Genomic DNA, 24883 nt, shown 5'->3' on the forward strand with positions numbered 1-24883 from the left:
GACGCTGTAGAATTGAAAACGAGCAGCATCCCACACTGAGAGGTAGCTATTTGAGACTGGCTTGTCATCGAGTCTGTATGAACGGCGAGTGCTACTTCTGTCACGGCATCGTCTCCCCACCGGAGGAGGGCCACATCTGGCTGCGTGAGCACGACAGCCACGAGGTGTATATGCACGAACAGTGTGCTAGCGGCCACAACGTCATCGAAGGGGGGCAGAACCCGGCCGGTGAACTCCTGATTACGTGCCCGGAATGTGGCGAAGTCGAAACCGTGTAGCAATCCACGCAGGTAGCCCGGCGGACTGCCAGCGCGCCCATCCTACGGGAGTGAAATATCGACGCCGGACTGCAGGCTGGCGGCTTTCACGGTGTTGTACATCAGCATCGCGATGGTGAGCGGGCCGACGCCGCCCGGGACCGGCGTGATGGCGTCTGCCTTCGCTTTCGCGCTCTCGAAGTCCACGTCCCCGACGAGTTCGTACCCCTTGTCCGTGTCAGCATCGACCCGATTGATACCCACGTCGATGACTGTGGTGCCCTCCGAGAGCATCGATCCGTCTATCATTTCCGGAACCCCGGCGGCGGCGATCACGATGTCCGCGTTGCGAGTCTTTTCGGCCAGGTCGTCAGTTCGGGAGTGGCACACGGTCGTTGTCGCGTTTCCGCCCGGGCCGTACTGAATGAGCAGGTTCGCCATCGGCTTGCCGACGATGTCCGAGCGACCGACGACAACAGCGTCTTTCCCCTCCGTCTCCACACCAGTTTCGGCCAGTATCTTCTGTATTCCGTGGGGCGTACAGGGCTTATATCGAGCATTGCCGGCGACGAGCCGGCCGACGTTTTCGGGATGGAACCCGTCGACGTCTTTCATTGGATCGATCCGCTCCAAGACGTCGCGCTTGGGAACGTGGTCGGGGACCGGCATCTGGACGAGGATGCCGTGGACGGCCGGGTCCGCGTTCAGTTCGTCGATGGCCGAAAACAGCGTCTCAGCCGGTTCGTCCGCGCTAATTTCGTAATGGAATCCCTCGATTCCGATCTCCTCACAGGCCTGTTGTTTCATCGAGACGTACGTTTCACTCGCGCCGTCGTCGCTCATCAACACCGTCGCCAGCCCTGGTGTGACACCCTCGCTGACGAGTGTGTCCGTGCACGCCGCGACGCCCGCTGTGATCTGGTCGCCGATTTCGTTGCCGTCGATTATTGTAGTCATTATTGCTGTGTTCGCTATCGGCCCGGGAGTCCCCGGTCAGGCGTCCGGAGTGGGAACCGCTGCTGGACGGTCGGCTGTCGGGGCTGGGCAAGCGTTCGATACTCGTCTCAACCCCCGCCGGAATAGTCGGCGATGGGGAATAATCCAGCCTTTGAAGTGACATCGGCTATTCGTCCAGCGTGCAACCACAAGCGGTCGACAATTCGACAGTATTTCGGGTAAAGGGGCGAGGTACCGAAGGTTTTTGTCCGAACCCGTGGTTGGTCTACACAACCATACCGGGAGGCATGAGCCTCTCGTCCGGGAGCAACTGCACTATGAGTGAGATTCGGTTCAGCACCGACAGAGAATCGTTCATCGAAACCGCGAGGACCGCAGCGGACGGCGCTCGCGTGCCGGTCGAAGCGCGCGTCACAGTCCCTGACCCGTTCGAGGCGTATCGCCGCGCCCGGGACGGGAACACAGACGGCTTCTACCTCGAGACGACCGGCGGGCAATCCGGCTGGGGGTACTTCGGCGTCGATCCGGTCGAGCAAATCGAAGTCTCTGCGAGCGCGACGCCCGCACAGGACGGCGGGAGTCCGAGTATCGAGACCATCGACGAGCTACTCGACCGCGAACACCTAGAGCGCGGCGACTGTACGGTTCCGTACCCGTGTGGCGCGTTCGGCTGGCTTTCCTACGACGTGGCACGGGAACTGGAAGATATCCCAGAGACTACCGTTTCGGACGGCCTCCCACGGCTTCAGTTTGGCGTGTTCGACTGCATCGCCGCGTGGGAGGAGCCACACGACGGCGACGTCGAGATACATGTAACGGCCTGTCCCACCGTCAACGGGTCGCCTGAATCGGCATTCGAGCGTGGCCGGACGATGGCCCGAGAGCTAGCACAGGACGCCATCCACGGCGAGAAACACGTCCAGTCCCAGCCAACCGCTGCGAGTCAGGCCACGTTCGAGAGCGAGTGCGGCGAAGCAGCTTTCGCCGACCGCGTCCGGCAAATAAAACAGTACGTCAGGGACGGCGACACGTTCCAGACAAACGTCTCACACCGGCTGACCGCCCCGGCGGCCGTCCACCCAGTCGACACCTTCGACGCTGTCCGTCGGGTGAATCCGGCTCCGTACTCAGCCCTGCTTGAGTTCCCCGGCGTCGACCTTGTCAGCGCCAGCCCGGAGCTGTTGCTGGACGTCGATGGCGACCAGTTGCTCACGGAGCCGATTGCCGGGACGCGCCCGCGAGGCGCGACGCCGTCCGAAGACGAGGACCTTGAGGCAGACCTCTGTAGCGACGAGAAGGAGCGGGCTGAACACGCCATGCTGGTCGACCTCGAACGCAACGACCTCGGCAAGGTCAGCGAGTATGGGTCCGTCGACGTCGCCGAGTACCGCCGCGTCGACCGGTATTCCGAGGTGATGCACCTCGTTTCCCTCATCGAAGGGGAGTTGCGCGACGCAGTGAGCATCGCCGACGCGGTCGCAGCCGTGTTCCCCGGTGGGACCATCACCGGCGCGCCGAAGCCGCGGACGATGGAGATTATCGACGAGGTGGAGCGGACCCGACGGGGGCCCTACACCGGCAGTATCGGGATGTTCGGTTTCGACGACCGTGCGACGCTGAACATCACGATCAGGACGCTGGTTCACTACGACAGCGAGTACCGCCTCCGCGTCGGGAGCGGCATCGTACACGACTCCGTTCCAGAGGCGGAGTACAGGGAGACACTGGACAAGGCCCGGGCGCTCGTTACTGCCGTCGACGAGGCGCTCGGCGAACAGGGGTCGTTCGCCGTCGAATCCGAGACCGAACCGATGGAGGGGATGCGATGATACTCATTATCGACAACTACGATTCCTTCGCCTACAATCTGGTCCAGTACGTCGGCGAGTTCGACGATGTCACGGTCCGCCGGAACGACGCTATCGATGTTGAGGGCATCCACGAACTCGACCCGGACGGCATCGTCGTCTCGCCGGGGCCCGGGACGCCCGCAGAGGCCGGCGTGTCCATCGACGTGTTCGCCGAGACAGAGTACCCGGCGCTTGGCGTCTGTCTGGGCCACCAGGCGCTCTGTGCGGCCCACGGGACTCCTGTCGGCCACGCGCCGAGCGTGGTCCACGGGAAGCCCTCGGAGGTCCGCCACGATGGAACGAGGCTATACGACGGGATCAACGACCCGTTCGAGGTCGGGCGGTATCACTCGCTGGCCGTTGAGGCGGCAGCGCTCCCGGACGAGCTGGAGGAGACGGCCTACACCAACGACGAGCAGGGCGTCGTGATGGGCGTCCAGCACGCCGAGAAACCACACATCGGCGTCCAGTTCCATCCGGAGAGCATCCTCACTGACGCCGGGAAACAGATCGTCGAGAACTTCTGTACCGGAATCGCCGAGGCCTGAAACCGCAGCGCCCGCGGTTTATTTCTTTTCTGGTGGGTCCACATCGTGATGCGTCTGAATGTCCGGCAGTTTCCTGACCGCACGTCTGACGAGGGATGTGTGGTCCTGTTCGTCCCGATACCATGTCACGGTCAGCCCACCGACCGCCACGAGCGATATCACGGCGAACGGGCCGCCGGTCAGAACGGCCAGCGCCTGTAGCGTCTCAGCGCCCCCGAGAAGCAACACCGAGACGGCGACCGCACCCTGAAAAACGCCCCAGAAGACGATATGCGTCGCCGACGGTGCCATCCCCCGTCGCGTCGCCAGCACTGAAACGACGAGCGTCGAGGTGTCCGCCGATGTGGCCATGAACACGATGATGAGTGCGAGAAACAGGAACATCAGGAGCTGTCCAAGCGGCAACGACGCGAACAGCGGGAACCCGGCAATGGCTTCCGAACCACCGCGTTGTGCGATAGCGGCGAGGATATCGGCCCGACCCGTCTGCTGGATGAACAGCGACGTGCCACCGAGCAGCAGGAACCAGACCATCGTCGCTGTCGAGGTCGCGACGACGCTCGTGAACACGACGGTTCTGACCCGGCGACCGCGGGAGAGTGCGGCGATGAACAGCCCTGCGAAGGGTGCCCACGAAAACCACCACGACCAGTTCCAGACGGTCCACGCCGCGACCCACTGCCCGCCCGTGTGGAGACTCAACGGCACGAACGCCACCACGTAGGTCCCGAGTGCCTGCGTCCCGCGCTGGAGGATGAACGACCGCGGACCGACGGCAACGATGAGGAGCGCGAACAGTCCGAACAGGACGACGTTGAGACCGGCGATGCGACGGATGCCGCGGTGAATCCCGGTCGCGCTGGAGACCACGAATATCAGCGTCAATCCGCCGACGAACAGGACCGGTCCGACTTCACCGGCCGCCACGTCCCACTGGTAATTGATCCCGGCGAGGAACTGCTCGCTCACGAGTGCGACCGAGGTGGCGATGCCCCCGATAGTGGCAAAGACGGCCAGCGTATCGACCAGTGTGGCCCAGGCCGAATCGAGTGTATCGACACCGAGCAGCGGTGCCAGCACTGTCGAGACCCGGAGCGGAGCGCCCCGCGTGAACGCGAAGTACGCTATCGGGACGCCGATGACAGCGTAGGCGCTCCAGGCCGAGACGCCCCAGTGAAAGAGGGTGTACACAAGCGCGCCGTTGACGGCGCCCGGCGACCCGGCTGCTGCCCCGATGTACGGCGGTGGCTGGTCGTAGTGAAACAGGGCCTCAGTGGGGCCCCAGAACACCAGTCCGGCCGCGATGCCGGCGGTGAAAACGAGCGTAAAGTACGTCGGATACGTGTAGCTTGGCTCCGTGTCCGGACCGCCGAGTTTGATCTCACCCCAGGGCCCAAGCAACAGAAACAGACAGTAACAGACCGAGAGGAAGACCGCGGCGAGAAACAGCGGGCCGCCGCCGCGAAGGACTGTGGCAGCAGCGGCGTCGACGGCACCCGTCGTCCGTGCAGGGAATGCGATCTGGAGCCCGAAGAACGCGGCGAACACGAGCACCGGGAACGCGAGGATGGCTGGCTCGTGCTGTGTGAGGAACTCGCGGACGGCCCGCCTGATACTGGTCCGGCGGACACGGAGCAGGACATCGGCCGCGGCCGGCGCAGTGGCGTCTTCGGAGTAGGGAAGGAGCGCTATGTAACAGAGTCCCGAGCTGAAAAACACGAGCGCGATAGTCAGCCACGCCGGGCCGGTCACGGCTTCGCCGACGAGCGTCGGAAAGAAGAACCCCGCGAGCACGAGCGCCCCGGACGCGGCACACAGTGGCACGAGTAGCCGGCCGACAATCTCCGAAATGCCACTGGCGTCCGAGGTGGCCATACGTTGATATTCAGTATCGAATACATATATTACTATCCCAGAGCGCGCTTCAAACTGGAGTCAGGGCGTCTCGATCCTGTCGGTAGCAGGCTGCAAGACAGTTTACTCGGGGGCGTCGGCTTCGGGTCCGTCGCCGTCCGTCTCGATTCCGTCCAGCAGTGCTTCGCTCGACCCGCGGCCCAGCACCGACTGGCCCAGGAGCCGCCCGCCGATAGAGCGGGGATTGATAACTTCGTCCGCCCCGACAGCGCGGAACTTTTCGACGTGTTTCTCGGCGGTCGCCGCCGCGACTGTTCTGATGTCCGGATTGACGTTCTTCGTCGCGATGACCGCAAGCACGTCGCGGGCATCGTCGTTACTCCCCACCACAACACCGCTTGCGGTCCCGACGCGTGCGTCCCTGAGGACATCCTCATCGGTGGGATCACCGGTGAGCAGATTCACGCCCTCGCCCTGCAGCGACGCGACCGTCTCCTCATCGGGGGTAACAACCACAACCTCCGTCTCGTCGCCCAGTTCCTCAAGCAGCGATGCCGTAACGTCTCCGTACCCAAGAACCACGACGTGGTCCTCGAGGAGTGTGAGTTCTGATGCTGTCATGACTCCGAACGCTGTCGCCATTCTGGATTCGATAGCGGGGCCAATGAGCGCGCCTACGGCGACGGTGAACGCGCCGGTTCCGAACAGGATGATAGAGAGCGAGAACCACCGTGCTTCCGCTGTCACAGGTGTGATATCGCCGTAACCAACCGTCGCGATTGTGACGACGACGTAGTACACGGCGTCGCCCCAACTGTCGAGTTCGAGGAACTGGCCTCGCAGCCCGTAGGCACCCACGGTCCCGTAGAGAACGACGCCAAAAATCGCCGACAGCGATGCGATCTGAATCGGCGAGAGGTCAAGAGACTGGTCGAACCGGTGACGGTTGCGGACCAGCAGCGGGTACGTGACCAGCGTCAGCAACAACAACGGGATATCAGTTGGCTGAAACGTGGTAAGCGGCAGTACTACCAGACCGAGAAGCACGACGGCCGCCACGCGCCACGCGAGTTGTTTGCGCCGCTGGAGCCCGACCGTCACGATGCCGAGGACGAACGCGAACAACACCCCACCGAACCTGACGAACGGTAGCGGAAGGTCGACGACGGCGGTCAGCGGGCCATTAAGTGCAAGCGACGCCTGACTCAGATTCGAAAGGCCGGTCACGAACGCCAGCAGCGCGACCGTCCCGGTCAGGACGACCGTCGGTTTTGCGCCGGATAGCTCGTCCCACTCGACGAACGGGACTCTGTCAGCCGGATAGAACACGTCCTCCAGCGTCCGGTCCGACGAGTCTTCTGGGACGTTAGCCATTAGCATACTTTTGTCGGAGTCAATATAAAAAACACGCGGCGAGCGGGCACCGAACTCAAGTCAGCGGGCCACATACGACCGAATCAATGCGTCGATTGCACGAGCATGGGTGTCGCCGTTCGCCAAGGACGCTTAGAGAGAGTTGGAGCCGACTCATCTGGAGAGCGGACAGATGAACGCCGCCGTCCTGTTCGGGCTCGGGACGATGATAGCCTGGGGGTTCTGGATAGCGTTTGGCAACGTCGCGTCAAGTACAATGGACCCGGAGACCGCGGCGTTCGTGTCCTACGCCGCTGCAACGGTCGTCACCGGGATATACGTCGTTGTCTCAGACGCATCGTTCGTCGTCACGAACCGGGGGATGATGTTTGCCGGCGCAGCGGGCGTCGCGGCGGCCGTCGGCGTGGTCTCGACGTTCGTCGGCGTGACTGTGGGGCCCACGTCGATCGTGTCCACCATCGGCGGGATGTACTTCATCACTGCCGCAGTCATCGGCGTTATCGCGTTCGGGGAGTCCATGACGTTGACGAAAGCCGCCGGCATCGGTCTGGCGCTGATAGCGATTGTCGTCATCAATCAGTGACTGGACACAACTGGTTGGCTTTCGAGAACGTTGTGTGAGTGTCCCCCGTCACAGCAGGGGTTTATGAGATGGGGGCAGGTACGGCCGGATATGAAGCGCGTAGTCAGTACCGACGAAGCACCGGCCGCGGTCGGCGCGTACAGTCAGGCAACGTCGAACGGCGACCTCCTCATCACCGCCGGACAGCTCCCGCTAACGACAGACGGCGAACTCCTCGACGACGAGCCAGTCGCCGACCAGACGCGGCAGTGTCTTCACAATGTCGCGGCGATTCTGGAGTCAGAAGACCTCTCGCTGGACGACGTACTCAAGACAACCGTCTATCTCGACGACATCGACGACTTCGACTCGTTCAACGAGGCCTACAGCGAGTTTTTCGAATCGGAGCCACCGGCGCGGAGCGCCGTCGGCGTTGGTGCGGTCCCGAAAGGTGCAGCGGTCGAAATCGAAGCTATCGCGACCACCGAGTAGCGAGCGCGGCCGTTCCGTATCTTATCGCAACTCCATCTGTTCTGCTCGCTCTGCGGCGAGCGTCGTCAGTTCGTCGACGCTACTGTCCGAGCGGTCCGCAAGGACGCGAAGCAACATTCCGAGCTGTATGGCCGCTGCCTCGCGGAGTTCGGCCGCCTCCTCGGTGTCGTTACCGAAATAGTACTCGTGGCGGCCGTCCTCGTGGATAATGCCGGTGTACACCGAGCGCAGGTCGGCCTCGGTTATCGCGGCTGACGCCTCCGTCTTGACTTCCTCGAACCGTGGGTTCATGATTTCGATTGGGGGTAACGTCCCGCTGCCTCATTGTTTCAGCGGAACGACTCGGCCAGCGCTGTCCCATTATTGTGTAAGCAAGTGATATGTTGTGTGGGTCGATGACGCCACTGCAACCAGTGGTCCCGGGACCGCTCGGCTGGGGTTTTTAATCGTTCAACACGAGGCACAGAGTATGACACGGGAAACCACGGCCCTCGCTCATTCGACCGCCGTCCGGGTGTCGACGGACGGCCGGTCACAGAACGGGGACCGGGTCCTCGCCGCGGCGCGGACGACGGCGGACTCGACACCGGTCGTCAGGACAGGGCCAACGGGCATCACAGCAGCCACACCGCTAGTGATGGTTACACGTAGCGGACGGACAGCCTTCTACAGCGACCCGTCACCGGCGACCGTCCGTGACCTCATCGACGAACTGGAAGCGGGGACAGTACCGACAGCCGATGCGGACGCTGTCGTCGAGCACGACCCCGAAACGGCGTCGCTCCCCGCCCCGGAGCGTGGCCCGCTCTCAGTCGGCCGCCGCAACGTACTGGGCCCCTGTGGCTGGGTCGCCCCGCTTTCGCCGGCCGACTGGTCGTTCGTCTCAACCCAACGGACCGCCGACGTTGCAGCGGGAGCCGGGCTGCTGGGCCGCGGTCGCGGGGACGCCGCCGCTGACGAACCGGTCGCCGATACGTGGGAAACAGCCAGCGAAACCGACGGTGACCCAGTGGTCGTCTGTAACGCCAACGACGCCAGCGACCTCCCGACGGGCGACGACACGCTCCTGTCCGGCACACCGATGGCAGTCCTCGACGGGATTGCGGCGGTCGCTGAGTACGTGGACGCTGGCGACGCTGTCGTCTATGTAAACGAGTCGGAGACCGACTTGCAGGCGCACCTCCGCGAGGCAATCGACGCAGCCGCCGACACCCTCCCTGTCGTTCCACAGTTGGTAGCCGGCCCGGACGAATTCCGCGCCGGCGAGCCCACGGCGGCGCTCGAAGCACTGGAGGGGGCCGACCGCGTAGAACCGCGGCTCCAGCCGCCATCACCGGCCAAACGAGGCCTGTACGGCCGCCCAACAGTCGTCCACACACCGCGGACGTTCGCGCAGGTTCAGCGAGCCGTCGCCGAGCCCGATAGCGTCGACGCTGACGCGGCGGACCCCGGGACGCGAATCGTAGCGGTCGCCGGCGACGTTGCGGACTCGGCGACAGTCGAACTCAGGTCGAGCGCAAGCCTCGCAGCGGTTCGCGAGGCGGTCGAGATGGACGGTTCGTTCAAGATGGCCTGTGTTGGCGGCGTCCTCGGCGGTGTCACGCGCAGTCTTGATATGGCACCGACCGCACAGTCGCTCCGGGCTGCCGGGCTCGGCACCAACGGCGTCGTCGAACTGTTCGACAGCGATCGATGCACCGTCGAGACGGTCGGAAAACGGGCACGGTTCGCGTCGATGGAGAACAGCGGTCGGTGCGTCCCCGGCCGCGAGGGGACGAAACAGCTCGCCGAACTCCTGCGCGACATATACGATGGCTCGTTCGAGAGCGACAAGATACGTGAACTCGGTCGCGTGATGCGTCAGTCGAGTAACTGCCAGACCGGCGCGCACGCGCCGCGGCCAGTGACCACAGCCATCGACGAGTTCGAACCCGAGTTCCGCGCTCACACCGACGGCCACTGTCCCAGCGGCACCTGTACGGAGAAACTATGAGCACAGATAAATCGATTCCACGAGTTCCCGACCTGCACGACCCACAGCCTGAGACGCCAGTCACCAAAGAGTTCGAGACCGGAACCGCCAACGACCCCGACGTGGGTACCGATACGGACGACCCGACGACGCTCACTGTCGACGGCGAGCCGGTGACCGTCGCCCCGGGTTCGACTATCATCGACGCGCTACAGGACCTCGACGACGATATCGTCAGCGTCGACCCCGGCGCGGAGGGCGTCGAAGACGACGCCGACGTGCCAGCGCTGTGTTACTACGACCGCGATGGGGACTGCAGCGACGAGATCGGCCCGCGCAGCGAGTGTCGCACCTGCATGGTCGAGACCGACGAACACGGCCTCGTCCCGTCGTGTTCGTTCCCCGCCGAGGACGGCCTCACCGTCTCGACAGACACCCCTGACGCCGAGGAGGCCCGTAGCGTCAATCTCGACCTCGTGCTGTCGAACCACAACCTCCGGTGTACCACCTGCAACGGCAACGGCCGCTGTGAACTGCAGGACGCCGCCATCAGCGAGAGCGTCGATCACCCCCGCTACGGCGTCTTCGACGAGCGCGACCAGTACGAACCCATCGACGACACCTCCTCGTTCATCCAGATCGACCGTAACAAGTGCATCCTCTGTAACCGCTGTGTCGACGCCTGCAACGACGTGCAGGTCGAGGGCGTCCTCCGTATCGAGGGCCACGGCGAGGACACCCGTATCGGCTTCCAGTCCGACGCCGAAACCATGCACGACTCGGAGTGTGTCTCATGTGGCCACTGCGCCACCGTCTGCCCCACTGGATCGCTGACAGAGAAGGGCATCGACGGCGCGGCGACGCTCCCGTTGCCCGGCTTTACCCAACGAAACTCCATCGGGAAAGTCATCGAGCACGAGGACGTCGAGACAATCGACGACACCACAGCACCGAATCGCGGATTCGAACCCGACGACCCGAGAGCGGCGAAGGGGAAGCAAGGCCTCGCCAGATTCGCGTCTGCAGCGAAACGGCGGGCCGGCGACATCGCCAAGGACTACGGGAAGAAGGCGTTCCTCGCCGGCGAACACACCGCCGAGAGCATCGCGGCGAACACGATGCCCGAGGGCCGACTGTTCGACATCGCCAGCGCGGTCAGCGACTACCGCCTCTCGAAAATCGACAAGCAGGAAACGACCTGCGGGTTCTGCGCCGTCGGCTGCCGGTTCGAGATGTGGGGCAAGGACGGCGACTCGCTCGGCGTCGTCCCGGTAGATGACCCTGACAACGCGCCCGCGAACAACTTCTCGACCTGCGTGAAAGGGAAGTTCGGCCACGAGTTCGCCAACAGCAAACAGCGGGTCACCGAGCCGCTGCTCCGCAACGACGACGGCGAACTCGAACCGACGACCTGGGAGGAGGCGCTCGATTATGTGGCCGAGCGCTTCACCGAGATTCAGGACCAGCACGGCATCGACTCGCTGGGCTGTCTGGCCTCCTCGAAGGGCAGCAACGAGGAAGCGTACCTCGTCCAGAAGTTCGCCCGGCAGGTCCTTGGCACGAAGAACATCGACAACTGCGCCCGGCTGTGTCACTCCTCGACAGTCGCCGCGCTCCAGCAGACGCTCGGCTACGGCGCGATGACCAACCGCATCAACGAGGATATCGGCGAGGCCGACGCCTACCTCATCAGCGGCTCCAACACCACGGAGTCACACCCGGTGCTCGCCACGCGAATCAAGCAGAACGTCCGCGACGGGGCCGACCTCGTCGTGTTCGACCCGCGGAAAATCGGCATCGCCGAGCACGCCGACCAGTACACCCGGACCAATCCCGGCTACGACGTGGCCTGGCTCAACGGCCTGATTCGGTACATCATCGAACACGACCTCCACGACGCGGACTTCATCGAACGCAACACGAGGAACTTCGAGGAAGTCAGGGAGAAAGTCCAGGCGTTCACGCCCGAGAAAGTCGAAGACCTGGCGGGCGTGTCGCCGGAAGAACTCGCCTCGGCGGCCGAGACACTCGCCGAGGCCGACAGCGTCGTCTTCGGCTGGGCGATGGGGATGACCCAGCAGAGCCACGGCACGGAGAACCTCATCGCGATGGCCGACCTCGCGCTCGTGCTGGGGCAGGTCGGCAAGCCGGGCGCCGGCCTCTCGCCGTTCCGCGGCCAGAACAACGTCCAGGGCGGGGGCGGCGACATGGGAACCCTGCCGGGGAGTCTGCCGGGCTATCAGAACCCGGCGGACGACGAGGTCGGCGAGAAGTTCGCCGACGCGTGGGGCGAGCGACCGCCCGAGGAACCCGGGCTCAAAGTGCCGGAGATGCTCGCCGAGGCCCACGCGGGGAACCTCCGCGGTATGTACGTGGTCGGCGAGAACCCGGCGCTCTCGGAGCCAGACATCCAGCACGCCGCCGAGGCCCTGGAAGACATGGAGTTCCTCGTCGTCCAGGACATCTTCATGACCGAGACGGCGGACTACGCCGATGTGGTGCTGCCCGCAGCCACCTCGCCGGAGAAACACGGCACGTTCACCAACACTGAGCGACGCATCCAGCGGGTCCGGCCCACGTCTGAGCCGCCGGGCGAGGCCCGCCAGGACTGGGAAATCACGCAGGCGCTGGCTCGACGGCTGGGCTACGACTGGGACTACGACCACCCGCGGGAGGTCATGGACGAGATCAACTCGCTCGCGCCAATCTACGGCGGTGTCACCTACGACCGGCTCGAATCCGGCGAGGAACACGGCCTGCAGTGGCCCTGCTGGGACGAGGGCCACGAGGGCACGCCGTATCTCTATGATTACGAGGACGGCAATTTCAATTTCGAGGACGGCAAAGCCCGCTTCGTTCCGGCCGACGGCGGGCACCCCGGCGAAATTCCCGACGAGGAGTACCCGCTGACGCTCACTTCGGGTCGGGTGCTGTATCACTGGCACACGGGCCAGATCACCCGCCGCGTCGAGGGGCTGATGAGCCACGTCGGCGAGAGCTTCGTCGAAGTACATCCCGAGACGGCCGAGAAGCTCGGCATCGCCGACGGCGAGTACGTCCGCGTCGAGTCCCGGCGGGGCGATATCGTCGTCAAGGCACAGGTCACCGACCGCGTCGGCCCGGGGACGCTGTTCATCCCGATGCACTTCGCAGCTGGCGCGGTCAACAAGCTTACCGGCGAGACGTTCGACCCGACCGCCGGCATCCCCGAGTACAAAGTGTCGAGCGTCCGCGTGGAAGTCCTGGGACCGGAAACGGACGAAGCGGTGCTCCGGACGCCAGACGCCGGTGGGAAACAGATCCGGAAGCGAGGGGCGGGCGACGACTGAACCGGGGCGTCCGCTAATACGTGGAATCATGAGCTGTCCCACAAGATACACCAACATATTTTGCATATACAACCATATCTGATTATGATCTAACTATAAATACTAGATTTGAATATATATTTAGCCATACTAACGACATAATAGACTTTTGACTGGGAAACGTGTGTGAACTCTGTTGAAGACTGACCAAATAGTGTGATTTTAATATAAGCTGTCTGCTCTTGGCTCAGCTCTCACTCGCGCGGTCCGGCCGGTCGGTCCGCGATCTCATCGAGGAGGTCGACGAGAGACTCGGTCGCCAGCTCCAGCAGCGTCTCCCCGCGTTCGGCGCTCCCCTCGCGCGGGTCACCGACGACACCGTTTTCGGTGAACTCGTCTGAATCGAACGCGAGGTTGACGCCGCTTTGCCACTCCCCCCAGCCGTCGCTGCCACCGGCCGCCGCCTCGTCCAGTCGGTCCTCGTGGACTGTTTCGGTATTCGTGTGCTGGAGGAGCGAGGTTTCCAGCGGCCCACCGTGGCCCATATCGGTGCTGTGGTCGCCGACCGCGTTGAACCATGTGAACGGAACGGCGAAGGCCTCGTCGTGGCGGGTTATCTTGCCGGACACTTCCCGCAAGGCGTCGATGTTGCCGCCGTGGCCGTTGACCAGCACCACATGGTCCCAGCCGTGGCTGGCGAGGCTCCGGACGATGTCACGGACGTAGGACCGAAACGTCGATTCGGAGGTCCACAGCGTGCCGGTGAACGCCCGGTGCTCCTCGGCGACGCCGACGGGGACTGCCGGTGCGACAACGACGTGGTCGTCGTACTGCTCGGCACCGTGTTCAGCAACTGCCTCGGCGTCGAGCGTGTCCGTCCCGAGCGGCGCGTGTGGTCCGTGTTGCTCCGTGCTCCCGACGGGAAGCAGCGCCAGGCTCGTCTCGACAGCCGCCATGTCAGTCCAGGTTTCCGTCTGTAGATCCATGGTCACGTCTCTGTACGAAGCGGAAATAAAGCCCAGTCTCTCTCCGCCTGTTACGGTTGGTTGCCATCTACACAAAGTGGAACACGTACGGCCCGGACCACACCTCAACTGCGGAGCGACTGCTCATACTGCCGGCTGTAACTATTTCAAGAGATTCGCCACCCCGAGGTGGCGAGATTCTTCACAGACGTACAGCCGGCAGTATCAGTCCCCGGTCGAGGCAGGGTTGTTCCGCCGTGACCAGATCAGCGGTGTCCTGGCAGGTTCTACCACCCGAAAAGTGAGGGAGACAAGCGAGACGATGGCGGCATACTCGATCACACTCGCTACCAGATGTAGCTCGGTCGGGATGTGCACCGATACGACAACCGGCGGCTGATTCATCGATGCATGGAACAGGGCGACGAGCCAGAGGTTGCCCGTCAGTGCGTATACGCTCCCGTAAGCGAGTCCCATGAGCGTCAGTCCGAGGAGTCTGGCTGCCAGCATGGAACCGACGCCGTGCCCCGATGCGAGAAACCACCGCGGGAGATGAAACAGGGCAAATAGGACTGCGACGAGGCCGATACCAGCCAGCACCGCACGCCGAGTCGTCCCGCCGGCCAGCCTCGTGAATTTCTCCTGCAGGTACGTGCGAAAGAGGAGTTCTTCCGGGATCGCAGTGAACAGAAGCGAACTGAAAAGCGCCGCGAGATACAGCAGCGGGTGGGCAGCGGTTCTCGACAGCGAGGCGTCGAACCCGGAGATCCCACCCACCGCGAGGGCGACCGCAACAAGGTTGTACAGTCCCCAGAACGCGATGACCACCCCGATCACGGGTATCAGTGTGCGAACAGGCGGGAGCAGAGAGCGCGGTGAGACGGTCTCAATTCTGAGCGCACCAACGGTGAGTGCGACGAGGAAGACACCCCAGAGCATTCCCAAGACGGGCGGCGGCGATGCGCCGGGGGAGATGATCACCAGTCCGGAGAGGACGACAATTACCAGGAGGTACGCTACAACGGGAACCAACGGCCCGCTGCTGAATCTCGGCAGGCCAATATCAGGGCACAACATCCAGTCGGAATCCGATGGCCGACCCAAAATTATCTTCCATCTCGCAGTCCGGTGCAAATCCGTCGACGACGAGTACCAAGGTGTGTGAATCGGCCACAACCCACAGCTCTCGACGTTTAAAACCAGTTTTTAGTCTCTGGTAGCTTTAGTATGCTCCCGACCGACGGGGCAAACGCCGGCGACCGCCTGAGACGGTTCCCGGCTGCCAGCGCCCTCCCCGTATGCCGCCGGTTTCCACGAATCGGAATCCATCCCAGTCCGGGTGTCCACACGGCAACGGGCACACCCCGCCCTCCCCGTTGTCGACTGCTCAATTAACAGTGCGTTGGTACTACAGTTGAGACCCACACCACAGACCGAAAGTAACCATGAAACGACGTGTATGCCGGTTATACTGTTGCTATGTGAATGTACGTGCGTCGGTTTTCACAGGCGACGTGTTCTGCGATATGTATCACCGAGTGGCCGGACATCTCGGTACGGCACTCGATTCCCGGGCAGTGTTCGCTGAGAGGCCGGCGCCCCACATACCGACGGGCGTATCGCGGCAGGTGGTCAGCAGTGCGTGATCGGACTGTGCTGCTACTGGCCGTCGTCGCAATCGTATCACTCACTGGTAGCATCGCAATGCTCGCAGTGGCAGGGCCAACAGACCCCCGTCCGGATAGGGCCGATGCCGCATCAGTATCGGTGTCGGACGGAGCAGCCGGCCGGTTCGCACGTCTCCACACGGCCGGGGTCACAGGTTCGAACGTCTCGGTCGGCATCGTCGATCCGACCGGATTCGATACGGAGTCAGAAACGATTGCCGGACAGGTCACCGAAACACGGAGCTTCGGCGGTGGGTCCGTAGACGACACACGGGAGGCACACGGAACCGCGACGGCCGCCGTCGTGTCGCGGACCGCACCGGACGCCGACCTCTATCTCGCCCGGGTCGATAGCGTCGACAGTTACCGACAGGCAGTCAACTGGCTCGTTCAAGCGGATGTCGACGTGATTGTCGCACCCGTTTCGTTCTACGGGCAGCCAGGCGATGGAACCGGACCGGTCGCCCGGAGTGCGACGCGAGCGACGGAGAGTGGGTCAGTGTTCATCGCCCCAGCCGGTAATCTCGCGCAATCCCACTGGTCGGGGCAGTACACGTCCGAGGACGTAAAGAATCGGACGGTCACGTTTACCAACGGGAGTCGGGAGAATTACGTTCGAGGCGGGACCGAAATCACGGTCTGGCTCTCGTGGGACCGGGGCCATGCAGACGAGGAGTACACAGTCGAACTGTACCGGACGAACGGAACCGACTCCCGTCTCGTCGCCCGCTCACAGCCCTACCGCGGTGACGATGTACCAAACGAGCGTATCGTTGCCGACGTCAGACCCGGCGACTACTATCTCGTCGTTCGAGGGCCAGCATCGCCGACTGGCGCGCGGCTCCGGCTCGTGTCACCGACGCACGACCTCCAGCACACGACGACTCGGAACAGCATTGTGGCTCCGGGCACGGCCCGGAAAGCCATCACTGTCGGGGCGTACAACAGCCGTATCGACCAGCTCGAACCGTTCAGTTCACGAGGCCCGACAGTCGATAACCGGGTCGGCGTCGACGTCGTGGCCCCGGATAGACAGTTCGCCGCCGCAGCACCTGACGGCTTCGTCGGCTCTTCGGCCGCAGTCCCCTACGTCGGTGGCACCGCAGCCTTGCTGCTGGATGCAAACGAGTCGCTGTCCCCCGCGAAACCGAACACCTGCTGGAACGGACCACGAGAGACGTGGGACGACCGGGACTCGACAACGGAACCGGCCACGGGGCGGTCGAGCCAGTCCGCGCGGTCCGGGCTGCACAGAATCGTACTGATGGTTAAAACTCGTTTTAACCCAGCCACAGACCTTTGAAGAGTGCCGTATCATATATCCGACAGTGACCCATGTCGAGCCCTATCGAAACGTTACAGGAGCGGACCGGGACAGCAGACGAATCACCGCGGGTACTCGGTGTTGCGGAGAACGAAACCGACGACGTTCTCGACGCGCTCGCATCGGACACCAGCCGGTCGCTGTTCCGCACGCTGTACGACGAGCCTGGAACGCCGTCCGAGATAGCGGACCGGTGTGACACGTCGGTCCAGAACGTCCACTACCACGTCTCGAATCTCAAAGACGCAGAGCTCATCGAACCGGTCGAGACGGTCTACTCCTCGAAGGGTAACGAGATGACCGTGTACGGTCCCGCAAGCGATCCGATTGTGCTCGTCGGCGATCGCGACCTGGAGCCGCGTCTCCAGCAGTCGATGGCTGATGTCGTCACTGGGCTGGGACTCATCGGCTTCGCGAGCCTCTTCGTCCAATGGGGCGCGGAGAAACTGGCGACCGCGACCGCAGGCGACGGGGTTTTGGCTCCGGCGAGTCCGAACGCAGGGCCGGTCAGTGGGACGAACGCTGTCGCTAGATTCGTTTTCGAGGTCATCGAACCGGGCCTGCTGTTTTTCTGCCTCTGTCTCACGGTGCTTGGTATAGCCGCCCTACTGGTTGACGGGCAAGCCTGAGCGAGTTCCGTAGCCGAGCCGACACTTCCGCTGCGGCGATCTGCGGGCAGGAAAGCATCGCTCACTGATCTAGCCCCAACGATAACGGTATAGTTTGGTCAATAGGGACGATCACCCTGATAGAAAAGCCGACTTGCTGTGCCCCGATACTGCTTCGAAAAGCGGCCTGCGGACGTCAGGCGAAGCGTCAGTTCATAAGAGACCGCAGGCAGATCCCCACACCAGCGATGGCGAGGATGCCACCGACGGCGAGAGCGCCGGTACCGATTCCGAAATCACCGTCCTGTGACTGCCCTGGGGCCGGCGTTTCGCCGGTAACTGAATCGACGCTGTCGGAGGACGCATCCGCAGACGAGTTGGTGCCATCAGTGATCAGTAGCGTGCCGACCGCATCGGGTTCGTCGGCCGCCTCGGTCCCGCGAAACAGCGACAATTCATAGCTCGCCGCGGCGAGTTGCGAATCGAGGGCGACCTCCGAACCGGACTCGACTGCGACGGCGTCGGCGTCCGCCGCGGTTTCGAGGGTGGGTTCGTCGTGGCCGGCCGCCGTGGTGTCGAACAGGAGGACGACACGATCATCGCCGTTCCCGTCGCGGACGGTCGCATTGATCTCGTAGTTGGTGGCCGGGCTCCCGATAGAGACAGTGGCCGCATCAGCGGTTGCGAGGACGATTGGAATCCGGCCAGTGTCGCCCTGTTGAGCCCGGGTCACCGACTCCTCGAAGCCGAATTCGGCAGTCTCCTCGACCTCGAACTCCTCGTTTGCCGTCTCGTTTGCTTCGATAACGAGCGTCCCGACAGTCGGCGAATCGTCGGTCGTGCCGTCGAACACGCGGTAGGTGTACGCGGCGGGGGCAAGCGTCGACGGGAGTTCCGGCTCTGTCGCAGTCACGGTGAGCGAGTCGCCGTCGTCCGCGACACTGAGGGTCTCCGCGTCGGTGCCGGCAGCCGCGGTGTCGAAGAGGACCAGCACCTCACCGTCCTCGTCGTCGTCGCTGACAGTCGCGTTGATCTGATAATTGACTGCCTCGCTGCCGACGGAGAGCGTTTTGTTCCCGCCATCAGTCATCGAGACCGGAATTTCAGCGGTTTCTCCCTGAGAGACCGTGACGACGTTTTCGTCCTCGTCAGTCTCTGTCGGAGTCTGGATATCCGGTACTGGGTCAGTACAGTTGCTGTCGCACTCAGCGACGGTTCCAGTACGTTCAAACAGCGTGTCACCGTCGACATGAGCGGATAGTTCGTAGGACGTGTTCGCCGGCACCGCGGACATGTCGAACTGGGCGACGAACGTCCCATTGGGCTGCACGCTGACCTGTCTTTGCTGAAGGAATGGGTTCGACGCATCAGCTGACTGGATTCTGACCGTCATCTCCGTCCCGGATTCCAGCGTGGTCTCCCCGGTGATCACCTGCTGTTCGTCTGAGTGCAGTGGAAAACTGTCCTCTGAGACCGTGGCCTGCTGCTCCGCAGCGGCCAGCCCCGGAGCCGTCGCCGTTGCGGCGATAAGCACCGCGGCCAGCGCCACCGACCGAACCCTCACAGAACCACCTCCCGCAGAGCGGGCAACTGTGCGTATATTTGCGGGCGATACTGCAGACAGTACTGGACTGCAGATGGAGGGCAATTCACTGGCATACGATTAGCAGTTACGGTGGGACTGAAAAACCGTCTGCGATAGCTTAAAACCACGTTGAACTCGGCAGTACTAATCAGCTTGGAGGGCCGGCGAGGGCGCTCTGCTGCAAACGGTCATCTCTGTTATGCCGTTTCGGCGTCGGCGATGTTCATGCCATCAACATATTCAGTCGTTTTGCAATAAGAGACGACAGGGCGTGGGAAGTTGGGGGAGATCAGTATTTTTATGGTAATTTCGGGATGAGTGACTAGTATGCGAACGGTCCTCGCAAACCAGCTCTCCAACGTCCGGGTCGTGAGTACCGATGGCCGCGAAGTCGGCACACTGCAAAACATTACGCTCGATACAGCTACGGGAGAACTTCAGACAATTGTCATCAACAGCGAAGTGCAGGAGATATTCGGCGTTGAGCGGGATTCCGACGGCGACATTCGATTGCCGGCGTCCCTCATCGAATCGAAGCGGGATCACCTGACCATTCAGCCGCCGACAGAACAAAGTGTCGGCGGCGGCGATACTGTGGACTCGTAGGCGACCCGTCGGCTGTTCAAACGGGCCGAAACGAATGCGGTTGGTAGTTGAGTGTATCCGATTGTCGCTGGCTGATGGGGACGAGCGGCGACGGTTACAAGGTGCATTTTGCGAGTTTAGAACGCCCGTTCTGTAGTTCAAAAGCGTGCTTCCGTCGGCGTCAGTCGACAATACGAGGGCTCCGCCCCAGTCGGCGGGACCCGAATCACCATCAAGAGGGTATCCCCGACCAGCCACAGCTATAGTAGCCGTTGGAAATCGTTTCAATTGTTACTACAATTCGGTAGCGGTCTGTCAATGCAGACACGAACAGGTTCGGACAAATGCTCTTTTTTACAAATAGCTGAAAGGGTCTATGGAAGTACTATCGCCTGCACAGAACTATCCCGGCGTTGTCCTCGGTGTCCTCTGTGCTGGTGTCGGAGCCGTGTTGCAGGGCGTCGAAAGTAGCGTTCTATGGGGTCTTATCGGGTACTTTGTGGGCAAATCGATACAGAGTACGCTGTGGACGATTACCGGCGAACGGACCTCGTGACCCGAAGACAGTCGGCGCGAGATGCCGACTCGGACGTGGTGGCGGTCCGTAAAGCCGACTACCCGTTTCGCTTGAAGCTGGCGGCAACCATTGCGGTCAAGACGGCGAGGACGAGCAGTTTGACAGCGACAAGGTGCCCAATCGGTGAAGCGAGCAGCGCTAGAGCGGACAACCCGATGAGGCCGGCAGTCTGGTAGACGCCGGTCACGAATACGACCGAGATAACGACGGGGAGGTGGCGGCGGAACGCGTGTGCCTGTGGTTTCAGCGCCTCACCGGCGTCGGGTCGGGACCGTACTGTCGGCAAGACGACGAAGTTGTGCCACATCGCGCCGCCGAACCACAGCGAGAACGCGCCGACGTGAGCGAGCCGGACCCCCCAGTCCACGAGTGTCGTCCCCGTTTCCACCCAAGCGAATCCAGTAAGCGAAACGAGGCTGGCGAGGAGCAGCGTGGACCGAACCGACACCGCCCGGCGAGTCGGCGAGCCGTCAGCAATACGTCTGATACCGAGCAACGAGATCGCCCCGTTTTCACCTTCTCCCGTACCCATGAGCAACCCAGTTTTAGGCACACCTAATCAAAACCCTGGGGCCAGAGATGTTCGGTCGATTTCGTACCCGAGACAGAGCGAAGGGGTTCGGGACTACACTTTCCGCAATAGCTGAGAGACCAAGAGATATGTCCTCAGAATCGCAAACAGGGTCCGCTTCGTCGCTCACGCCGTCGGTTTCCGATATCGAGCGGAGCGCAGGCCGATATCTCTTCGCCGTCTCTGTCCTCTCGGAATCTCCCACAGAGCGGGTTTCGACCGGGGAACTGCAGGAGTTCTTGAACGTGACCCCGGCCAGCGTCACGGAGATGGTGTCGAAACTCGACGAGCGGGGACTGGTGGACTACGAAAAATATCAGGGAGTGACGCTCACGGATCGCGGGGACGCTCTCGCGACGGAGGTTGGGTGGCGTTTCTGCGTCGTTTCCACCTTCTTCCAATCGGTGTTAGATACGACCCTCGACGAACAGACGGCGTTCGATATCGGCTTCCTCCTCCCGAAAAACGGTGTGTTTCGTCTCCGAAGCCAGGTGGATGGAGCGTGTCTGGGCCTCTGTCCAGAGGGAGACGGCGACGGCGAGCAGTGCGTTCCATAGACGGGGAGTGGTGTCAGCACCCGCTATCGAATCTCTCGCCGATTCGGAACCGCCCGTTCCACGTCGTCAAACAAGTCAGCGGAAGACCGTGACGGCGAACGTATTAGCGAGCGGATCCGCGGCCCGTTCTCAGTCTCGAAATGGGTACGACAGTGACGGGATACCCTGACTGGGCACCGTGCAATCGGTGGAGCGATCGGGATGCTGCCGAACCCCTTCGGGACAGGTGACATCAGTCCACTCGTGTACCATCCAGTATAGAGATGCCAAGAGAGATTCAGTTGCGAGACCAGTCGGAAGGACAACGCCGTGAACAGCTCTTCGACGTACTGTCGGGAGCCGAGATCGGTGATACCATCGAAGTCGTGGCCGACAGGGATATCGACCCCCAGCTGGTGCGCTACCAGCTGGAACAAGGCCGGTCGCTGGAGTGGGAATACGCACATCCCGACGCAGAGCCGCGAGAGCTGCAGGTGACCGTCGGCGAACCGCTCGGGGACGAGTCGCACCCCACAATCGACGTCCGTGACCTGAAGCCACAACGACGACACGAGGCGCTTCTCGATATCTTCGACGGTCTGGCGGCGGGTGACGGGTTCGTCCTCGTCAACGACCACGACCCCAAGCCGCTGTATCACGAGCTCAAATCGATGCATGGGGAGGTAATCGAGTGGGACTACGCGAGTCAGGGCGGCGGTGAATGGCGGGTCGAGATCGTCAAGACCGGCGATTCCGAGACCACCGGTGAAGACATCGTTACGCGGTACGACGTCCGCGAAATCCCCAAACAGGAGCGGCATCCGACGATCCATCACCGATACGGAATGATACCCGAGGGCGGGACGATGGAACTCATCGCCCCACACGAGCCGCGGCCCCTGCAACGGGAGTTCAGACAGCGGTACGGCGACGCGTTCGCCTGGGAGGTCGTCGAATCTGAGCCCGGCCGCTGCCGCGTCCAGATCACGAAAACTGAGAGTACAGGGGAGTTCGGTGAATCGGATACCGCTGCAGATGACGTGTCGGAAGCCCCATCTGACGACGAGTCAGTCGAGATTACCGACGAACTCGATGTCAGAGATCTCCCGCCGGCACAGCGACACGAGCAGATCTTCGAGGCGTACGCCGAACTGGACACCGGGAGCGGATTCGTGCTGGTGAACGACCACGACCCCAAGCCGCTGTACCACCAGTTCGAGGCCGAGGCGGGCCCGGAGTTCCGCTGGACCTACCGCCAGCAGGACCCCGGTGAGTTCAGAGTCCTGATCGGAAAGGCCGAGACGACCGTCGACGAGTCAGCCGACGAAGAGACGGAGGTCCCGTTCTGACCATGGACTACGGACCCAAACGCCGAGAACAGGGGGAACAGAGCGCTCCCTACAACGAACGCAAGTAACAGCTACCAATGACTGAACCAATCGATCCGGACCGACCGCTCGGCGCACTCGTCAGAGAGAACCCGGCGTTCGCTCGCGTCTTCGAAGCAGTCGGGCTCGATTTCTGCTGTGGCGGTGACCAGATGCTCCGGACAGCCTGTACCGAAGCGGACCTCGATCTCGATGCCGTCCGGGAGCAACTGGACGAGGCGCGTCAAAAAAGGGAGGAGCGCGGGGACGAATGGGAATCGATGACTGCCCTCATCGAACACGTCGTCGACAGCCACCATCAGTACCTCCGCGAGGAGCTGCCAGCCCTGGAACAACTCGCTGAGAAAGTTCGGAGCGTCCACGCGGAAGAGCATCCAGAGCTGGCGGACATCGAGCGGGAAGTCCTCGAACTGGCCGAGGAGATGAGTCAGCACACGACAGAGGAGGAACAGGACGTGTTCCCCGTCATCGAGAAGCTCGACAGCAGAGACGAACTCACAGGCGAGGAAAGAGCGCGTCTGGACGAGGCGCTCGCGGACCTCGAATCGGACCACGAAGCGACGGCCGAGCACCTCGAACGGATCGCAGAGCTGAGCGACGGGTACGCGGTTCCGGACGACGCCTGTCCGAGCTATCAGAGCCTGCTCGAACGACTCGAAACACTGGAACAGGACACACATATGCACGTCCACAAGGAGAACAACGTCCTGTTCCCGCAGGTCGAATCACGGCTTGCGGGCCAAGTCTGACGGTCAAAAGGCCGATTGGCAGCCTTTAGAGTCCTGCTCATCTCCACCCAGGATTTGTCAACTAATCATTCCGAGGTGTCGAACACGTTCGTGCAAAGCATTTTCGTGTACCTGGTCGCAGTCGGGCCTGAATGTGTTTAGGTAAGCCTAAAAATGGAGGACAGACACAGCCCAGAACCCGCCCTCAGCCGTCACAGAGGAGGTGCAGTGTTCGTGATACGTGACCATATTCGGCATCTCCGTCACGTCATCGACGAACAGTCGCTGTCCATACGAGGCGTGATAACACTCGGAGCGTTGCTCTCGCTCCCGATATTCGGAACTGGTGTCCGCACCCTGGGCAGTTCCCTCGGCCTCGGTCGACTCGTCGTTCCGTTGCTAGTCCTCGCGCATGTGCCGGCCGTTATCGCGCTAATCGCCCTCTGGTCGATAGGCTGTGACGTCTGTGGAACCGAGGCTTCAAGGTAACGATAGCCGGTGTCGTCAGGACTCTGTGATGCAGACACACGGCGACTGAGCGGTGGCGGTACAAGGTGGCTGGTTACCGTAACATCGCGTCGGCGTACTCACTCGCCGTCTGTCGGGCTGTTTCGAGTTCCTCGGTGTCATCCAGCATCACGGCGCGGGTCCGGGCACCGTCGATGATCGTCAGCAGCGAACGGGTAACGTGATCCGCGTCGACGTCGCTGAACACACCCTCGTCGATCCCGTGATTGATGACCGCCTTGAGCATGTACCGAATGTACTCGTCGTTCTGTCGGAACCGGTCGCTGAACGCCTCCTTGTACGGTGCTTGACTCCGCATCTCTAACAGGGCGACCGAGAGATCGGGGTTTTCCTGGGGTTTGACGAGCAGTTCATCGAGCAAGATTTCCAGTCTGGCTTCGGGGTCCGTCGTCTCGACGTCGTGAATCGAATCGACGAACCGCTCCAGCAGATAATCAAGAAAGGCCGCAAGAAGGTCGTCTTTCGTGTCGTAGTAGTAATGCACTGCAGCCGTCGATTTGCCGTACTCGTCCGCGATCCGTTTTATCGTGAGATCGGCGTACCCGTGCTCGCGCAGCGCCCGGTAGGTCGCCTGCATTATCTCCTCGGTCTGGTCCGAGAAGGTGCGGTCCGATGGTCCAGCCATTGAGTAACGGTTTCACCTACGG

Annotated in this window: 23 protein-coding genes and 1 pseudogene; 15 read left to right on the forward strand and 9 right to left on the reverse strand. The window is 62.4% G+C overall.

From position 1 onward, the window contains the following. Positions 1-77 precede the first annotated feature (77 nt). Positions 78-278, forward strand: a complete 201-nt coding sequence (locus Har1131_RS15680; protein ID WP_008312239.1) for a hypothetical protein — start codon at positions 78-80, stop codon at positions 276-278. Positions 279-320: 42 nt separating this feature from the next. On the opposite strand, the gene Har1131_RS15685 is transcribed toward Har1131_RS15680, so the two are convergent. Further along, positions 321-1214 (reverse strand): bifunctional methylenetetrahydrofolate dehydrogenase/methenyltetrahydrofolate cyclohydrolase, encoded by an 894-nt coding sequence (locus Har1131_RS15685; RefSeq protein ID WP_151104125.1) that lies wholly within the window; start codon positions 1212-1214, stop codon positions 321-323. A gap of 317 nt (positions 1215-1531) precedes the next feature. Here Har1131_RS15685 and Har1131_RS15690 point away from each other — a divergent pair, with 317 nt between their 5' ends. Continuing rightward, a complete protein-coding gene (locus Har1131_RS15690; protein WP_050038469.1) occupies positions 1532-3043 on the forward strand; it encodes an anthranilate synthase component I family protein in 1512 nt (503 codons plus the stop codon). Further along, the gene (locus Har1131_RS15695; RefSeq protein ID WP_014031214.1) at positions 3040-3612 is read left to right on the forward strand and encodes an aminodeoxychorismate/anthranilate synthase component II; all 573 of its coding nucleotides are present in this window, start codon (positions 3040-3042) and stop codon (positions 3610-3612) included. The genes Har1131_RS15690 and Har1131_RS15695 overlap by 4 nt, the downstream gene beginning before the upstream one ends. A gap of 18 nt (positions 3613-3630) precedes the next feature. On the opposite strand, the gene Har1131_RS15700 is transcribed toward Har1131_RS15695, so the two are convergent. Both Har1131_RS15700 and Har1131_RS15705 read right to left on the reverse strand, forming a co-directional pair. Further along, positions 3631-5487: a BCCT family transporter gene (locus Har1131_RS15700; protein ID WP_050038443.1), complete on the reverse strand. Its 1857-nt coding sequence runs from the start codon at positions 5485-5487 to the stop codon at positions 3631-3633. Between the two features lie 102 nt (positions 5488-5589). Further along, positions 5590-6840 carry an NAD-binding protein gene (locus tag Har1131_RS15705; RefSeq protein WP_151147382.1) on the reverse strand — a complete coding sequence of 417 codons (1251 nt, stop codon included), beginning with the start codon at positions 6838-6840 and terminating at the stop codon, positions 5590-5592. A 172-nt stretch (positions 6841-7012) separates the two neighbouring features. Between Har1131_RS15705 and Har1131_RS15710 the strand changes: the two genes are divergently transcribed. Together Har1131_RS15710 and Har1131_RS15715 are read left to right on the forward strand one after the other, a co-directional pair. Then, positions 7013-7423: an EamA family transporter gene (locus Har1131_RS15710; RefSeq protein ID WP_004966000.1), complete on the forward strand. Its 411-nt coding sequence runs from the start codon at positions 7013-7015 to the stop codon at positions 7421-7423. A gap of 90 nt (positions 7424-7513) precedes the next feature. Next, complete coding sequence (locus tag Har1131_RS15715) at positions 7514-7894, forward strand: Rid family detoxifying hydrolase (RefSeq protein WP_007190568.1); 381 nt, start codon at positions 7514-7516, stop codon at positions 7892-7894. A 21-nt stretch (positions 7895-7915) separates the two neighbouring features. Here the strand turns inward: Har1131_RS15715 and Har1131_RS15720 are convergent, their stop codons facing one another. Beyond that, positions 7916-8185: a hypothetical protein gene (locus Har1131_RS15720; RefSeq protein WP_011222717.1), complete on the reverse strand. Its 270-nt coding sequence runs from the start codon at positions 8183-8185 to the stop codon at positions 7916-7918. Positions 8186-8363: 178 nt separating this feature from the next. On the opposite strand from Har1131_RS15720, the gene Har1131_RS15725 reads away from it, so the two are divergent. Continuing rightward, on the forward strand, positions 8364-9887 hold the full coding sequence (locus Har1131_RS15725) for an NADH-ubiquinone oxidoreductase-F iron-sulfur binding region domain-containing protein (RefSeq protein ID WP_151147387.1): 1524 nt from the start codon (positions 8364-8366) through the stop codon (positions 9885-9887). Further along, the gene (gene fdhF / locus Har1131_RS15730; protein ID WP_151147390.1) at positions 9884-13195 is read left to right on the forward strand and encodes a formate dehydrogenase subunit alpha; all 3312 of its coding nucleotides are present in this window, start codon (positions 9884-9886) and stop codon (positions 13193-13195) included. Before Har1131_RS15725 ends, fdhF begins: the two co-directional genes overlap by 4 nt. A 233-nt stretch (positions 13196-13428) precedes the next feature. On the opposite strand, the gene Har1131_RS15735 is transcribed toward fdhF, so the two are convergent. Together Har1131_RS15735 and Har1131_RS15740 are read right to left on the reverse strand one after the other, a co-directional pair. After that, a complete protein-coding gene (locus Har1131_RS15735; RefSeq protein WP_146417890.1) occupies positions 13429-14160 on the reverse strand; it encodes a creatininase family protein in 732 nt (243 codons plus the stop codon). Positions 14161-14364: 204 nt separating this feature from the next. Further along, entirely contained in the window at positions 14365-15216 is an 852-nt protein-coding gene (locus tag Har1131_RS15740; RefSeq protein WP_050038438.1) for a type II CAAX prenyl endopeptidase Rce1 family protein, read from the reverse strand. Positions 15217-15777: 561 nt separating this feature from the next. On the opposite strand from Har1131_RS15740, the pseudogene Har1131_RS15745 reads away from it, so the two are divergent. Together Har1131_RS15745 and Har1131_RS15750 are read left to right on the forward strand one after the other, a co-directional pair. Continuing rightward, positions 15778-17078, forward strand: a pseudogene (locus tag Har1131_RS15745) (S8 family serine peptidase). A gap of 63 nt (positions 17079-17141) precedes the next feature. Continuing rightward, on the forward strand, positions 17142-17759 hold the full coding sequence (locus Har1131_RS15750) for a helix-turn-helix domain-containing protein (protein WP_151147393.1): 618 nt from the start codon (positions 17142-17144) through the stop codon (positions 17757-17759). A 187-nt stretch (positions 17760-17946) separates the two neighbouring features. On the opposite strand, the gene Har1131_RS15755 is transcribed toward Har1131_RS15750, so the two are convergent. After that, positions 17947-19302, reverse strand: coding sequence for a BGTF surface domain-containing protein (locus Har1131_RS15755; protein ID WP_225308140.1), 1356 nt, complete (start codon positions 19300-19302; stop codon positions 17947-17949). 348 nt (positions 19303-19650) lie between these two features. Here Har1131_RS15755 and Har1131_RS15760 point away from each other — a divergent pair, with 348 nt between their 5' ends. Next, positions 19651-19929: a PRC-barrel domain-containing protein gene (locus Har1131_RS15760; RefSeq protein ID WP_050006946.1), complete on the forward strand. Its 279-nt coding sequence runs from the start codon at positions 19651-19653 to the stop codon at positions 19927-19929. 355 nt (positions 19930-20284) lie between these two features. Further along, positions 20285-20464 carry a hypothetical protein gene (locus tag Har1131_RS15765; protein WP_023843008.1) on the forward strand — a complete coding sequence of 60 codons (180 nt, stop codon included), beginning with the start codon at positions 20285-20287 and terminating at the stop codon, positions 20462-20464. Between the two features lie 58 nt (positions 20465-20522). Here the strand turns inward: Har1131_RS15765 and Har1131_RS15770 are convergent, their stop codons facing one another. After that, positions 20523-21017, reverse strand: coding sequence for a hypothetical protein (locus tag Har1131_RS15770; protein ID WP_079980861.1), 495 nt, complete (start codon positions 21015-21017; stop codon positions 20523-20525). 128 nt (positions 21018-21145) lie between these two features. Here Har1131_RS15770 and Har1131_RS15775 point away from each other — a divergent pair, with 128 nt between their 5' ends. From Har1131_RS15775 to Har1131_RS15790, 4 genes are all read left to right on the forward strand, one after another. Further along, positions 21146-21613: a metal-dependent transcriptional regulator gene (locus tag Har1131_RS15775; protein WP_151147396.1), complete on the forward strand. Its 468-nt coding sequence runs from the start codon at positions 21146-21148 to the stop codon at positions 21611-21613. A gap of 263 nt (positions 21614-21876) precedes the next feature. Further along, positions 21877-22941: a DUF2249 domain-containing protein gene (locus Har1131_RS15780; RefSeq protein WP_151147399.1), complete on the forward strand. Its 1065-nt coding sequence runs from the start codon at positions 21877-21879 to the stop codon at positions 22939-22941. 77 nt (positions 22942-23018) lie between these two features. Next, positions 23019-23729 (forward strand): iron-sulfur cluster repair di-iron protein, encoded by a 711-nt coding sequence (gene ric, locus Har1131_RS15785; RefSeq protein WP_151147402.1) that lies wholly within the window; start codon positions 23019-23021, stop codon positions 23727-23729. A gap of 213 nt (positions 23730-23942) precedes the next feature. Beyond that, positions 23943-24197 (forward strand): hypothetical protein, encoded by a 255-nt coding sequence (locus Har1131_RS15790; RefSeq protein ID WP_225306823.1) that lies wholly within the window; start codon positions 23943-23945, stop codon positions 24195-24197. 73 nt (positions 24198-24270) lie between these two features. Here the strand turns inward: Har1131_RS15790 and Har1131_RS15795 are convergent, their stop codons facing one another. Further along, positions 24271-24861 (reverse strand): TetR/AcrR family transcriptional regulator, encoded by a 591-nt coding sequence (locus Har1131_RS15795; protein WP_008312200.1) that lies wholly within the window; start codon positions 24859-24861, stop codon positions 24271-24273. Positions 24862-24883: the final 22 nt, after the last annotated feature.

The sequence above is a fragment of the Haloarcula sp. CBA1131 genome, assembly GCF_008728975.1.
GTDB lineage: Archaea > Halobacteriota > Halobacteria > Halobacteriales > Haloarculaceae > Haloarcula > Haloarcula hispanica.